13 protein-coding genes are annotated in these 13,388 nt (G+C 65.9%); 5 read left to right on the forward strand and 8 right to left on the reverse strand.

Features of this window, described 5'->3' with window-relative positions:
- Positions 1-64: 64 nt before the first annotated feature.
- Together NS365_RS16855 and NS365_RS16860 are read right to left on the reverse strand one after the other, a co-directional pair.
- Entirely contained in the window at positions 65-1,153 is a 1,089-nt protein-coding gene (locus tag NS365_RS16855; protein ID WP_058601467.1) for an ABC transporter ATP-binding protein, read from the reverse strand.
- Positions 1,154-1,163: 10 nt separating this feature from the next.
- The gene (locus NS365_RS16860; protein ID WP_058601468.1) at positions 1,164-1,928 is read right to left on the reverse strand and encodes an SDR family oxidoreductase; all 765 of its coding nucleotides are present in this window, start codon (positions 1,926-1,928) and stop codon (positions 1,164-1,166) included.
- A gap of 193 nt (positions 1,929-2,121) precedes the next feature.
- On the opposite strand from NS365_RS16860, the gene NS365_RS16865 reads away from it, so the two are divergent.
- The 5 genes from NS365_RS16865 (at position 2,122) to NS365_RS16885 (ending at position 7,134) form a co-directional block, all read left to right on the forward strand.
- The gene (locus tag NS365_RS16865; protein ID WP_058601469.1) at positions 2,122-3,369 is read left to right on the forward strand and encodes an ABC transporter substrate-binding protein; all 1,248 of its coding nucleotides are present in this window, start codon (positions 2,122-2,124) and stop codon (positions 3,367-3,369) included.
- Between the two features lie 230 nt (positions 3,370-3,599).
- A complete protein-coding gene (locus NS365_RS16870) occupies positions 3,600-4,472 on the forward strand; it encodes a carbohydrate ABC transporter permease (protein WP_058601470.1) in 873 nt (290 codons plus the stop codon).
- Between the two features lies 1 nt (position 4,473).
- Entirely contained in the window at positions 4,474-5,298 is an 825-nt protein-coding gene (locus NS365_RS16875) for a carbohydrate ABC transporter permease (RefSeq protein WP_058601471.1), read from the forward strand.
- Between the two features lie 10 nt (positions 5,299-5,308).
- Complete coding sequence (locus NS365_RS16880) at positions 5,309-6,334, forward strand: SIS domain-containing protein (RefSeq protein WP_058601472.1); 1,026 nt, start codon at positions 5,309-5,311, stop codon at positions 6,332-6,334.
- A gap of 53 nt (positions 6,335-6,387) precedes the next feature.
- Positions 6,388-7,134 (forward strand): copper homeostasis protein CutC, encoded by a 747-nt coding sequence (locus NS365_RS16885; RefSeq protein WP_058601551.1) that lies wholly within the window; start codon positions 6,388-6,390, stop codon positions 7,132-7,134.
- A gap of 36 nt (positions 7,135-7,170) precedes the next feature.
- On the opposite strand, the gene NS365_RS16890 is transcribed toward NS365_RS16885, so the two are convergent.
- The 6 genes from NS365_RS16890 to NS365_RS16915 form a co-directional block, all read right to left on the reverse strand.
- A complete protein-coding gene (locus tag NS365_RS16890) occupies positions 7,171-8,241 on the reverse strand; it encodes an ABC transporter ATP-binding protein (RefSeq protein ID WP_058601473.1) in 1,071 nt (356 codons plus the stop codon).
- Positions 8,242-8,252: 11 nt separating this feature from the next.
- Positions 8,253-9,086, reverse strand: coding sequence for a carbohydrate ABC transporter permease (locus NS365_RS16895; RefSeq protein WP_058601474.1), 834 nt, complete (start codon positions 9,084-9,086; stop codon positions 8,253-8,255).
- 5 nt (positions 9,087-9,091) lie between these two features.
- On the reverse strand, positions 9,092-10,027 hold the full coding sequence (locus NS365_RS16900; RefSeq protein WP_058601475.1) for a carbohydrate ABC transporter permease: 936 nt from the start codon (positions 10,025-10,027) through the stop codon (positions 9,092-9,094).
- A gap of 77 nt (positions 10,028-10,104) precedes the next feature.
- The gene (locus tag NS365_RS16905) at positions 10,105-11,373 is read right to left on the reverse strand and encodes an ABC transporter substrate-binding protein (protein ID WP_058601476.1); all 1,269 of its coding nucleotides are present in this window, start codon (positions 11,371-11,373) and stop codon (positions 10,105-10,107) included.
- A gap of 38 nt (positions 11,374-11,411) precedes the next feature.
- Positions 11,412-12,581 (reverse strand): PLP-dependent transferase, encoded by a 1,170-nt coding sequence (locus NS365_RS16910; protein ID WP_058601477.1) that lies wholly within the window; start codon positions 12,579-12,581, stop codon positions 11,412-11,414.
- A complete protein-coding gene (locus tag NS365_RS16915) occupies positions 12,578-13,252 on the reverse strand; it encodes a FadR/GntR family transcriptional regulator (RefSeq protein ID WP_082684671.1) in 675 nt (224 codons plus the stop codon). The genes NS365_RS16910 and NS365_RS16915 overlap by 4 nt, the downstream gene beginning before the upstream one ends.
- Between the last annotated feature and the right edge of the window lie 136 nt (positions 13,253-13,388).

Below are 13,388 nucleotides of genomic sequence, written 5' to 3' on the forward strand. Positions count from 1 at the left end.
AAGCCGGGCGCATGGGCGCTCGCACTCGGGGCCGACGACGGCTCCCGCGCGCCTTCGCGTGGCCTCACGCGGCGAGCGCCCGTTCCACGCGACGCCCGCTAGAGGCTTCGAAGAGATGGCAGTCATCCGGCGCGACGGCGAGCGGCAGGATTTCGCCCGGCTGTGCCACCACGCGCTCGGACAGGACGACGCGCACGGCCGTTTCGCCGATCGTGCCATATACATGGGTTTCCGCCCCGGTCGGCTCCACCACGCCGACCTTCAGCGGCAAGCCGCCGTCGCCCGTGCGGCGGAAGCGTTCCGGCCGGATACCGACGAGGAAGTCAGTGCCCTCGGTGGCAGGCGCGACGAGCGGCAGGGCAGGGCCGCCTGCGCCGAAGGCCATGTCGGCCAGCGCCAGTACCCCGTCACCGCCCCGCCGCGCGGGCAGGAGGTTCATGGGCGGCGAGCCGAGAAAGCCGGCGACGAAGATGTTGGCGGGCCGATCGTAAAGCTCCAGCGGCGCGCCGACCTGCTCGATCCGGCCCGCATTCATCACCACGATCCGATCCGCCATGGTCATGGCCTCGATCTGATCGTGCGTGACATAGACGATGGTGGAGCCGAGCGTCTGGTGCAGGGCCTTGATCTCGGTGCGCATCTGCATCCGCAGCTTGGCGTCGAGATTGGAGAGCGGCTCGTCGAACAGGAACAGGTCGGGCTCGCGCATGATGGCGCGGCCCATGGCGACGCGCTGGCGCTGGCCCCCCGAAAGCTGGGCCGGCTTGCGGTCGAGATAGGGGCCGAGATTGAGGATGTCGGCGGCCTTTTTCAGCCGGCTCTCCGTCTTGGCCGGCTCGTCACCGCGCACCTTCGGCCCGTAGAGGATGTTGTCGCGCACGCTCATATGCGGAAACAGCGCGTAGGATTGAAACACCATGGCGATGTTGCGCTTCTGCGGCGGCAGGTCGTTGGCCCGCTTGCCGCCGATGCGAAGCTCGCCGGAGGACACGGTGTCGAGGCCCGCGATCATGCGCAGCAGGGTTGACTTGCCACAGCCGGACGGGCCGACCAGCACGATGAATTCGCCGTCCCGCACCTCCAGATCGAGCCCGTGCAGGATGTCGAGCGGTCCGTAGCGTTTCTGGAGCGCGTGAAGGCTGAGTTCGGCCATGACGGTCCTTTCAGGAAATCGCGTCGACAAAGGGCGGGTTGCCGGCCGACAGGCCCGCGTCCACGGGAAGCGCTACGCCGGTGATGCCGGAACTGGCGGGCGAGGCGAGGAAGAACACGGACTCGGCCACCTCCGCGGGGGTCACCATGCGGCGCATGGGATAGAGCGGCGCGATGCGGCCGAGGAGATCGGGCTTCTCGGCGAAGCGGTGGTCCCAAGCCTGCGTGCGCACCGAGCCGGGGCAGACCGCATTGGCGCGCACCCCGTCCGGCCCCGCTTCCACGGCGATGGCCCGCATATAGGCCAGAAGCCCGGCCTTGGCGGCGGAATAGGCGGGGTTGCCATAGTGCCCGAGCGCATTCACCGACGAGACGAAGACGAAAGCCCCGGAGCCTCGCTGGCGCATGGCCGACAGGAGGGGCGTTGCGAGATCGCGTGTGCCGGTGAGATTGATGGCGAGTTCCCGCCGCCACGCCTCGTCATCCGTCGTTTCCAGCGTCTCGGCGCGCGTCCAGCCGGCATTGGAGACGAAGACATCCGGCACGCCGGCTTCCGCCATCACGCGCCGTGCCGCCTCGCGGCAGGCGGCGGGGTCGGCCAGATCGAAGCCGAGGCGCAGGACTACTGCGGGATGCTGAACGCCGGCCAGCGCCTCCTCGCTCAAATCGCACAAGATCAGCCGAGCGCCGGAGGCGGCGAAGCGCTCCACCAGCGCGCCGCCGATGCCGCCGCAGGCGCCCGTGATCAGAACGAGGGGAGAGGAGGAATCCGGCATGGAGGCTCACGGCAGGAAGCGGAACGAACGCGATGCTGTTCGCCAAAATGAAAAAAAGCAACGGGAAAAACTCAACGAACTGCCTAACGAATGGGCTTGCGAAAATTTTTTACATGGAGAACCATCACAGCGTTTCGTCATCGGCAGGGGAACCGAACGATCGGTCCGCGCCGCGAAGGAGGATCGGTTTCCCATGCGCATCGCATCTCGTTGGACCACGCGCGCCGCGCGCCTCGCTCTTTCCGGCGTCGCGCTTCTGGCCCTTTCGGCCGCAGCCGAGGCCGGCACCGTTCGCGTCACCGTGGCGGAATATTCCGCCAAGACCGGGCCCTATTTCGAGAAGGTCGCCAAAGACTTCGAAGCGGCCCATCCGGGCACCGACATCCAGATCGAGGTCGTGCCCTGGGACAGCCTCCAGCAGAAGCTGACCACCGACATTTCGGCCGGTACGAATTCCGACCTCTCCATCATCGGCACGCGCTGGCTGCTCGACTTCGTCAGCCAAGGCATTGCGGAGCCTCTCGACGGCTATATGGATCAGGCCTTCAAGGACCGGTTCATCCCGACCTTCCTCACTCCCTCGGTGATGGAGGGCAAGACCTACGGCCTGCCGATCGCGGCCTCCGCGCGCGCCATGTATTACAACAAGGACCTCTTCCAGAAGGCCGGCGTCGCCGAAGCGCCCAAGACTTGGGAACAGCTGGAAGACGCCGCCAAGAAAATCTCCGCGCTGGGCGACGGCGTCTATGGTTTCGGCCTGCAGGGCAAGGAGATCGAGACCGACGTCTATTACTATTACGGCATGTGGTCCTACGGATCGGAGATCGTGAAGGACGGCAAGTCCGGCCTGTCCTCGCCGCAAGCGGCCGAAGCCGCCAAGCTCTACAAGCGCATGATCGACGAGAAGGCGACCCAGCCGGGCGTCACCTCCTATTCGCGCGAGGACGTGCAGAACCTCTTCAAGCAGGGCAAGCTCGGCATGGTCATCACCGCGCCCTTCCTGTCCAACCAGATTCGCGACGAAGCGCCGAATCTGAAATACGGGGTCACCGCTATTCCCGCCGGCCCGACCGGCGACAAGGGCACCTATGGCGTGACCGATTCGATCATCATGTTCCAGAATTCCAAGAACAAGAAAGAGGCGTTCGAATTCCTCGACTACCTGTTCCAGACGCCGCAGCGCGTCGCCTTCACCGTCAACGAAGGCTTCCTGCCCGTCGAGAAGGAAGAAGCTGAGGATAAGCACTTCACCGACAGCGCCGATCTCAAGGTCTTCACCAGCCTCCTGCCGGACGCCCGCTTCGCGCCGGTCATCCCCGGCTGGGAAGAGATCGCCGACCTCACCACCAATGCCCTCCAGAGCATCTATCTCGGCAAGGAAGAGGTCAATCCCGCGCTGAAGGCCGCCGCCGAGAAGGCGGACGCGATCCTGAAGCAGTAGGCGTGTGAACGCGGGGGACGCCGTCCCCCGCACCCCCTACCAGGGGAAATGATTTCCCCTGGACCCCTCATTCTCTTGGCGCACATGTCCGAAGTTGGGGAGGGCCGCTGGTCCTCCCCAACTTCGGAAAAGAGGTTCCAAAAGAAAGGAAGGGTCCGGGAACTCGTTCCCGGGCGGGGCACGGGGCGGCAGCCCCGCCACTTTCATGCCCACAGCCTCAAGGATCGCCCATGACCGCCGAGCGGCCTGTCTTGCCTTATCTGATGATCGCGCCGAGCCTTTTGCTGGCGCTGGCGATCGTGGTGTGGCCGATCGTGGAATTGTCGGAGATCGCGAGCCACAGCGTCAATCGCTTCGGGCAGTTGCGCGATTTCGTGGGCCTCGCGAATTTCGAGGCGCTGTGGAACGACCCGAACTTCATCGCGAGCCTGTGGCGGACGCTGGTCTGGACGGTCTGTGTGGTGGGCGGCGCGCTGTTGACGGCGATTCCGGTGTCGCTGGTCTTGAACGAGGATTTTTATGGGCGCGGGCTGGCGCGGGTGCTGGTGATGCTGCCTTGGGCAGTGTCGCTGACCATGACGGCCATCGTCTGGCGCTGGGCGCTGTCGGGCGAAAGCGGCATGTTGAATTCGGCGCTGATGGGCTTGGGGATCATCGGCACCAACATTCAGTGGCTGGCGGATGCCTCGACCGCTTTCCCCATGCAGATCTTCATCGCCATCATCGTGACCGTGCCCTTCACGGTCACGATCCTGCTGGGCGGATTGTCGGCGATCCCGGACGATCTCTACGAGGCGGCGGCGCTGGAAGGGGCGGGGCGCTGGACGATGTTCCGCACCATCACGCTGCCCTTGCTGAAACCCTTCCTCAATATCGCGATGATCCTGAACACGATCTACGTGTTCAACTCCTTCCCGATCATCTGGGCGACGACGCAGGGTGGGCCGGCGAACTCGACCGATATTCTCGTGACCTATCTCTACAAGATGGGCTTCCGGCTGGGAAAGCTGGGCGAGGCCTCGGCCGTGTCGCTGGTGATGTTCGCGATCCTGCTCGTGTTCACGCTGATCTATGTCCGGCTGTCGATGCGGCGGGAGGCGTGAGATGGGCTCGAAGCTGAAACGCAGCCTCGTCTGCTGGCTGATCCTCCTGCCCTTCGTGGTGGCGGGCCTCTTTCCCTTCGCGGTCATGATCATCACCGCGCTGAAGACGCCGGACGAGGTGCTGAACCCGACCTGGTGGCCCACGCGGCTCGCCTTCGAAAACTTCGTGACCATGTGGCAGGCGACGAATTTCGGACCGGCGCTGTTGAATTCGGTGATCGTGTCCGTGGTCTCGACGCTGGTGGCGCTGGTCGTTTCCATTCCGGCGGCTTATGCGCTCGGCCGTTTCCGCTTTCGCGGGCAGGGGGCGTTTCGCGTGTTCCTGATCGTGACGCAGATGCTGTCGCCCATCGTGCTCGTCATCGGCCTCTTCCGCTTGGTGGCCTGGGCCGGGCTGATCGATAAGGTGAGCGCCGTCGCCTTCGTCTATGGCGCGTTCAACATCGCCTTCACGGTCTGGATGCTCCAGAGCTATTTCGCGACCATCCCGCGCGATCTGGAAGAGGCCTCCTGGATGGAGGGGGCGAGCCGCTGGCGCACGCTGGTCTCGGTCTTTCTCCCGCTCGCCGTGCCGGCCATCGTGGTGACGGCGATCTTCGCCTTCATCAACGCCTGGAACGAGTTCGTCATCGCGCTCACCATGCTGCGCACGCAGGAGAGCTACACGCTGCCGATCCAGATCTTCTCGCTGGTGGCCGGGCGCTACACCGTGGAATGGCACCATGTGATGGCGGCGACCTTCGTCGCGACCATTCCCGTGGCCATCGCCTTCGCCTGGCTGCAACGCTATCTCGTGCGCGGCCTGTCGGTCGGCGCGGTGAAGTGAGGGGACGAGCATGAGCGAGGCGAGCACCACCACCTTCATGCGGCGCGAAACGGACGAGGCGGCCGAGGTCGTTGCGCGCCTTCTGGAGCGCGAGGGCCGGGCCATCGCCGATCTCGGCGCGCGACTTCGCATGATGCCACCGGCCGCCATCGTCACGTCCGCGCGCGGCTCGTCGGACCATGCGGCGAGCTATCTCAAATATGCCGTCGAGATTTCCCTGGGATTGCCCGTGGCCTCGATCGGCCCCTCGGTCGCCTCGGTCTATGGCGCGCAACTGCGCCTGCCGGGCGGTGTCGTCTTCAGCGTCTCGCAATCGGGCCAGAGCCCGGACATTCTCGCCCTTCAGGCCAATGCGCGGCGGGGCGGGGCGCTGGCCGTCGCGCTTCTCAACCGAACGGACTCGCCCCTGGCCGAAGGCGCCGACATCGTGATCCCGCTCCATGCGGGTGAGGAAAAGAGCGTCGCGGCCACCAAGAGCTTCGTCGCGTCCGTCGCGGCGGCGGCCGCCATCACGGCCGTCTGGACCGGCGACGAGGCGTTGGAGTGCGCCGTGCGCGACCTGCCGGCCGCGATTTTGCGCAGCGCGCGGATGGACTGGACGCCGGCACTGGAGCGGCTCGTGACGGCCCGCTCGCTGTTCACGGTCGGGCGCGGCCCGGCCTTTGCGATCGCGCTGGAAGCGGCGCTGAAATGCAAGGAAACGGCGGGGCTTCATGCCGAGGCCTTCTCGGCTGCCGAGGTCGCGCATGGGCCGATGCAGATCGTCGGGCCGGATGTGCCCATTCTGGCCTTCGTGCCGGCGGACGCGGCCGAAGCCTCGAGCCTCGCCGCATTGGAGCGCTTGCGCGCTTTCGGGGGCGCGGTTTTCGCGGTGGGCGAAGGACACGACCTGCCCTCTGCCGCCACGGGCCATGGGCTCACCGATTCGATCCCGATGATTGTCGCCTTCTACGTCATGGCCGAGGCGCTGGCGCGCCGGCGCGGGTACGACCCGGATCGCCCCGCCAAGCTGCGCAAGGTGACGGAAACGCTGTGAGCGAGGGCGAGCCTGCCCAGCCTGGGCGAGTTCGCGGCCTGTGGGCCGACCACTTGGCTGCGGACAAGGCGCCCAACCCGGCGCGCCGGCTCGAAGTCTGCGTGGACGATCCGGCCGGCTTGGACGCGGCGCTGCGCGGCGGAGCGGACCGCATCGAGCTGTGTTCGGCGCTGGCGCTGGGCGGCCTGACGCCTTCGCTTGGCTTCATGCAGATGGCCGGCGCGTTGGCGTTGCCTGTCTATGCGATGATCCGCCCGCGCGCCGGGGATTTCTATTTCTCGCCTGCCGAGGCGGATCTGATGGAGCGCGAAATCGCGGCCGCGCGGGAGGCGGGGCTGGCGGGTGTCGTGCTGGGCGCGGGCCTGCCGGATGGGCGGCTCGATATTAGATTGCTGGAGCGTCTCCTGCGCGCGGCTGACGGGCTCGGAACGACGCTGCACCGCGCCTTCGATCTCGCCGGGCCGGATTTCGACGCGGCCCTGGATCACGCGATCGGCCTCGGTTTCGAGCGGGTTCTCACCTCAGGCGGCGCGCGCACCGCGCCCGACGGCCTGCCCGTCCTCGCCCGCCTGATGGAGCGAGCCGAGGGGCGCATCACCGTCATGCCGGGCTCAGGCATCACGGCCGCAACGTTGCCCGGTCTGATAGCAAGCCTGCCGATCACCGAGGTTCACGCGTCCTGTTCCAAGCCGTTGCCGGTTCGCAGTCCCGCAGCCGAGCGGCTGGGTTTTGCGAGCCCTACGGAGCGGCGCACCGACGAAGGGGCGGTGCGTGCGCTGAAGGCGCTGCTCGCAGGTTGAGATACTACGGGGCGATGTTTGGCTCGCCCGGTCGCCTCAGTTCAAGCGAGCCCCACCTTCCGCCGCAAACAGATGCAGATGGTCGGTGGCAAGGCGGATCGGGATGCGGTCGCCGGCGCGCAGCCGGCTGACGCCCGGCGTGAAGGCCTTCATCGAGACGCCGCCGAGATCGCAATGGACGATCGTGCCCATGCCCGTCGGCTCCACCAGTTCCACCGGGCATTCGAGGCCTGAGCCTTCGGCGACCAGCACGTGCTCGGGCCGGATGCCGAGCGTCACGGGCGTGCCGTCGGTGGCCGCCGTGGAGGCGGGAAGGGGCACCCGGCGGTTCTCGCCGAGGTCCAGAAAGGTCTCGCCGCCCGCACGCCGCACGCGGCCGTCGAGGAAGTTCATGGCGGGCGATCCGATGAAGCCGGCGACGAAGCGGTTAGCCGGGCGCTCGTAGAGATCGAGCGGCGAGCCGATCTGCTGGATTTCGCCCCCTTCCATGGCGACGATCCGGTCGGCCAGGGTCATGGCCTCGATCTGGTCGTGCGTGACATAGATTGACGTGGCGTTGAGCGACTGGTGCAGTTTCTTGATCTCGGCGCGCATGTGCTCGCGCAGGCGCGCGTCGAGATTGGACAGGGGCTCGTCGAAGAGGAACGCCTGCGGCTGGCGCACGATGGCGCGGCCCATGGCGACGCGCTGGCGCTGCCCGCCCGAGAGCGCCTTGGGGCGGCGGTCGATCAGCTTGGTCAGGCCGAGCTTGTCGGCCGCACCGGACACGGCCGAGGCGATGCGCTCCTTCGGCGTCTTCTTCAGGCGCAGGGCGTAGCTCATGTTTCCGGCGACGCTCATATGCGGATAGAGCGCGTAGGACTGAAACACCATCGCCAGATTCCGGTCCTTGGGCGCGAGTTCGTTGACGCGCTGGCCGGCGATGGCGATCTCGCCGTCCGTCACCTCTTCCAGACCCGCGATCATGCGCAGCAGGGTGGACTTGCCGCAGCCGGAGGGGCCGACCAGAACGATGAACTCGCCCGAACGGATGGACAGATCGACCGAGCGCAGGATGGTGAGCGGGCCATAGGCCTTGTAGACGGAGCGGATGTCGATGGCAGCCATGACGAGACCTTTCAGCCCTTGACCGCGCCGGCCGTCAGGCCCTGCACGAGGAAACGCTGGATGAGAAGGAAGAACAGGACGGCGGGGATGAGCGCGAGCACGCCGGCCGCCATCATCTGCCCGAAATCGACGCCGAACTTCGATACGAAGGACAGAAGCCCGACCGGGAAGGTGGAGGCGTCCACTTTCGACACGAGCATCAGCGCGAAGAGCAACTCGCTCCAGGCGGCGGTGAAGACGAAGCCGAGCGTCGCGGCCATGCCGGGCAGGGTGAGCGGCACGATGATCTCGCGGAAGGCCTGAAACCGGCTGGCCCCGTCGATCTGCGCGGCCTCTTCCAGATCCTTCGGAATGCCGTCGAAGAAGCTCTGCATCAGGAAGATGGCGAAGGGTACGTTGAAGGCGGTGTAGACGACGATCAGGCCGGTCAGCGAATTGGTGAGGCCGAGCGGCGAAAGCATCTTGAAGATCGGCGCGATCAGCATCACCAGCGGGAACATCTGCGTCACCAGCAGAAGCCCGGTCATCCAGAGCTTGCCGCGGAACTCGAAGCGCGAGAACGCATAGCCGCCGAAGGCCGCGATGACAGTCACGATTGCCGCCGTCGAAAGCGACACGATCAGGCTGTTGCGGAAGAAGAGCGGGAAGTTCGAGTTCTTCAGGACGAAGCGGAAATGCTCGAAGCTCGTGCGCGAGGGCCATAGGCGGACCCCTTCCGAATACATGAGGTCGTTCGGCGTCACCGAGACCTTCACCAGCCAGAAGAGCGGAAACAGCGCGAAGACGATGAAGGCGAGGAGCGCGAGGCGATGGGCGACGGTACTGAGCGAGAAGGCGCGGCGCATGGGGTTCAGCCCTTCCGCAGGAGCATCTGGCGCAGCGACACCAGCGCGAGGGAATAAAGGAGGAGAAGCGCCAAGAGCACCAGCGAGATCGCCGAGGCATAGCCGAAATCGAGCTTTCGGAAGGCGGTGGTGAAGATGTAGCTCGCCACGATCTGCGTCCGGTCGGCCGGGCCGCCGCCCGTCATGACGACGATCAGATCGGCGAAATTGGCGACCCAGACGGTGCGCAGGAGAATGGTGATCGCCATGGTCGGTGCCAGAAACGGCAGCGTGATCGAAAAGAACTGCTGCACCGGATTGGCCCCATCGATCGACGCGGCTTCATAGATATCGCGCGGGATCGACTGGAGAGCCGCCAGCATGGTGATGGCGAAGAAGGGAATGCCCCACCAGACATTGGCGATGATCGGCCCGATCAGCGCGAGCTGGGGGTCGGCCAGGATGTTGGTCGGCGCGTCCATGATGCCCAGCGCCACCAGCCAATGCGGGATCGGGCCAACCACGGGGTTGAAAAGCCAGGCCCAGTTGAGGCCGGACAGAAAGGTCGGCACCGCCCAGGGCAAGAAGCAGAGCGCCTGCGCGAGACCCCGGCCGGGGAAGGGCCGGTTCAGAAGCAGCGCCAGCGTCAGCCCGAGCACGAACTGGAGCAGCACGGAGACGGACGTCCAGACCAGCGTGTTGTTGAGCGCCAGCCAGAAATTGCGGTCGGTCCAGAGCGTGTTGAAATGCTTCAGGCCCACGAAGCCGCCGCTGAACGGGTTGAGCAGGCGCATGTCGCGAAAGGCGTAGGACACGCCGATCGCGAGCGGCACCAGCATCACGGCCAGGATCAGGATCAGCGCCGGCGCGCTGTAGAGATAGGGCTCGGCCCGCTGCAGGAAGCGCTGGCCCGGCGTGCGGCGGTCCCTCGGGGGGGCGAGGCTGGCGGCGGTGTGGGTCAAGTCTGGTCATCCCTTGGGGAGGGGTGAAGGAGGCGCGGCGGCGCGATGGCCGCCGCCGCGCGAGAGAAGGGAAACGGTCAGTTCTTGTTGGCCAGGAACTTCTGCTGGGCCGTGGTGAGGTAGTCGGCCCATTCCTTCGCCATCTCTTCGGGCGTGATCTCGCCCAAAAGCGCGCGCTGCGAGGAGGCGGGCACGAGGCTATCCTTGAAGAAGGCGAACTCTTCGAGATAGCTCGGCAGCGAGGTCGGGACGGTGTTGGCGTCCTTCAACTCGTCGAACCAGCCCTTGAACTTGTCGCCGGCATAGAACGGGTCTTTTTCGGCCGACTTCAGCGCCGGCAGCGCGCCGGTCTTCTTGTTCCAGGCGACATTGCCTTCGGTGCCTTCCAGCGTCTCGATCAGCTTCCAGGCGAGATCCTTGTGCTCGGAGGCCTGGAACATCGACCAGCCGGCATAGCCGATGACCGGGAAAGCCTTGCCGGCTTCGCCCTTGGGCAGCGGCACAACGCCGTAATCCTCAGGCTTCATGCGCTCGGAAATCGCGATCAGCGCGTCCGGGTCCTGGTTCAGCATCGCGCAGGTGCCGGAATAGAAGCCGGCCACCGTCTCGTTGAAGCCCCAGGAGATAGAGTCCTTCGGCGCGAGACCCTTCTTGTAATAGTCGATGTACCAAGCGAGCCCCTTCACCTTGTCCGGGTCGGCGAAGGTCGAGGTGCCGTCGTCCTTGAAGAAGGTGTTGTTGCCGGCGATGGCGTTCATGAACACCGTCCAGTCGTTCAGGCCGCCGCGCGCGCCGCGCAGGCAGTAGCCGTACTTGCCCGGCAGTTTGGAAACCTTCTCGGAGGCCGCCTGGAACTCGGCGATGGTCTTGGGCGGGCCTTCGACGCCGGCCTCGGCGAAGAGCTTCTTGTTGTAGAACATGGCGCCGAGATAGAAGCCGTAGGGCAGCATATAGGCGGTCTTGCCGTCCACCTGACGGCCGAACTCCAGCGCGCGCTCGTTCAGATCGGCCGTGCCGCTCCACTTGGCGAGATAGGGCTCGAGGTTTTCCAGCGCGCCGTTGTTGGCATAGAGCGCGACCCAGGTGTCCGGCATTTCCATGACATCGGGCGTTTCGCCGGCCGAGACCATGGTCGCGAACTTCTCGAAGGCTTCGCCCCAGGGCAGCGAGGTGATCTCGACCTTGGTGCCGGGATTGGCCTTCTCGAACTGGGCGACGATCTCCTTCAGCGTCTCGGTGCGTGAAGGGCTGGTGATCACTTCGGTGAGCTTCAGCGTCGTGTCGGCCATCGCCGTTCCGGTCAGGAGAAAGGAGGCGAGGGACGCGGTGAGGATGGTGCGTTTCATGTCTGCGATGTCTCCTGAGATAGCGGTTTCGATAGGGATCAGGCGGCGAGAGCGGCGGCGACGGCCGCGTCGAGATCGGCCTTCAGCGCGCCTGCGCCTTCGAGGCCGACATGGAGGCGCACGGAGCGCGGCGAGATGCCGAAGGCATGGCCGGAATTCGGCCCCTGGTTCTGCGACAGGACGACCTGCCCCGGCACGCAAAGGCTCTCATGCCCGCCCCAGGACACGCCGAGCTTGAACAGCCTCAGCGTGTCGGCAAAGCGCGGCACGTTCACGCCGTCCTTGAAGGTGAAGGAGAAGAGGCCGGATGTGCCCGTGAGCCCCGCCGGCAGCGCATTGGCGAGCGCGGGATGCTGGACGGAGTCCACGCAATCCATCGCCTTCAGGTGATGGGCGACGCTGAGCGCGTCCGCCTCATGCGCCTTCATGCGGATCGGCAGGGTGCGCAGGCCCCGGATCAGGAGCCAGGCGTCGAAGGGCGAGAGCTTGCCCCCAAGATAGGGATAGGTCTGCGCTCGGATTTCGCGGATCATCGCCTTGGAGCCGGCGACGACGCCCGCCACGACGTCCGAGTGGCCGCCGAGATATTTCGAGGCGGAATGGATGACGAGATCGACGCCCAGCGAAATCGGCCGCTGGAAGACCGGCGTCGCCCAGGAATTGTCGATCATGGTGAGGACGCCGTGCGCCTTAGCGAGCGCCGCCAGCGCGCCGACATCATGGGCTTCCATCACCCAGCTCGTCGGGCTTTCCATGTAGAAGAGCTTGGCGCCCGGCAGCGCCTTGGCGACGGCCTCCTCGTCGCGCCCATCGACATAGGTCACCTCGATGCGCATCCGCTTCAAGAGGATTTCGAAAAGGCGATAGGCGTCCGGGTAGACATGGCGCACCGCGACGATCCGGTCTCCCGGCTGCGCGAAGGCCAGAACCGTCGAGGAGATGGCCGCCATGCCGCTGGCAAAGCCCATCGCGTCTTCCGCGCCTTCCATGGCGGCCAGCTTTTCCTCGAACAGGCGCACGGTCGGGTTGAGGCCGCGCGTGTAGGTCGGGCGCACGCGCTGGCCGAGATAGGTCTCTTCCATCTCGGCGAAGGAGTTGAAGGTGAAGAGCGAGGTCTGCGCGATCGGCGGCACCACGGCGTCGAAGGCGTGGCGCTCGTCATGGGCCGCGATCAGCGAGAATGGGTCGAGCCCGGCGGCATCGGTCATTGCGACATGTCCTTGATGTCCTCCTCGACGATGTCGAGAATGGCGAGGGTCTTTTCCCGCGCGACGCCGGGATCGCGCGCGGCGATCGCGTCGAACATCTCGCGGTGAAGCGGAAAGGAGCGGCCGGCGAAATCCGGCCGGTCGAAGGGCTTGGTGAAGAAGCGCTCGAAGGCCTCGCGCATCTGCTCCAGAAGCTGGCGGAAGAGCGGGTTCTGGGCCGCGTCGTAGATCGACAGGTGGAAGAGAAGGTCTTCCGGCCCGGCCGTGCCGTTGAGCCGATGGACGCGCTCCATCTCGACCAGACGCTCGCTCATGCGGGCGAGATCATCCGCCGTGTGCCGGATGGCGGCCAGCGCGCTGGCTTCCGCTTCCAGCCCGCGCCGGATGTCGAGCGTCTGAAGCAGGGCTTCGCGCAGACCCGTCGCGGTGATCGACAGCGGCATGTGGATGGTGGCGGCCGAGATCGGACGCAGGAGATAGGAGCCGCTTCCCTTGCGGGTTTCCACAACACCCAGCGCCTGAAGCTGGCGCGCGGCCTCGCGAATGGTGGAGCGCCCGACCCCCAGCGCCTGCATCAGTTCGCGCTCGGCCGGCAGACGGTCACCGGCTTTGAGGCCCGACCCTTCCACGAAGCGGCCGAGCGCATCCAGCGTGTCGCGCAGCCGATCCATCGGGGGGAGGGGAAGAAGACCGTCCAAATCAGCCGTCCAAACGGAGGGTAATTGGTCTGACATCTTACGGCTTGAACGGGTCTGGTCAATCCTTATTCAAGGTCAAAGTTTGTGCAATGCAAAACAAAAAACGCCC

Source organism: Aureimonas ureilytica (genome assembly GCF_001475935.1).
GTDB lineage: Bacteria > Pseudomonadota > Alphaproteobacteria > Rhizobiales > Rhizobiaceae > Aureimonas > Aureimonas ureilytica_A.

Coding starts and splice junctions, on each gene's coding strand:
- NS365_RS16855 (WP_058601467.1), bottom strand. CDS start 1,153: ATGGCCGAACTCAGCCTTCACGCGCTCCAGAAACGCTACGGACCGCTC.
- NS365_RS16860 (WP_058601468.1), bottom strand. CDS start 1,928: ATGCCGGATTCCTCCTCTCCCCTCGTTCTGATCACGGGCGCCTGCGGC.
- NS365_RS16865 (WP_058601469.1), top strand. CDS start 2,122: ATGCGCATCGCATCTCGTTGGACCACGCGCGCCGCGCGCCTCGCTCTT.
- NS365_RS16870 (WP_058601470.1), top strand. CDS start 3,600: ATGACCGCCGAGCGGCCTGTCTTGCCTTATCTGATGATCGCGCCGAGC.
- NS365_RS16875 (WP_058601471.1), top strand. CDS start 4,474: ATGGGCTCGAAGCTGAAACGCAGCCTCGTCTGCTGGCTGATCCTCCTG.
- NS365_RS16880 (WP_058601472.1), top strand. CDS start 5,309: ATGAGCGAGGCGAGCACCACCACCTTCATGCGGCGCGAAACGGACGAG.
- NS365_RS16890 (WP_058601473.1), bottom strand. CDS start 8,241: ATGGCTGCCATCGACATCCGCTCCGTCTACAAGGCCTATGGCCCGCTC.
- NS365_RS16895 (WP_058601474.1), bottom strand. CDS start 9,086: ATGCGCCGCGCCTTCTCGCTCAGTACCGTCGCCCATCGCCTCGCGCTC.
- NS365_RS16905 (WP_058601476.1), bottom strand. CDS start 11,373: ATGAAACGCACCATCCTCACCGCGTCCCTCGCCTCCTTTCTCCTGACC.
- NS365_RS16910 (WP_058601477.1), bottom strand. CDS start 12,581: ATGACCGATGCCGCCGGGCTCGACCCATTCTCGCTGATCGCGGCCCAT.
- NS365_RS16915 (WP_082684671.1), bottom strand. CDS start 13,252: ATGGATCGGCTGCGCGACACGCTGGATGCGCTCGGCCGCTTCGTGGAA.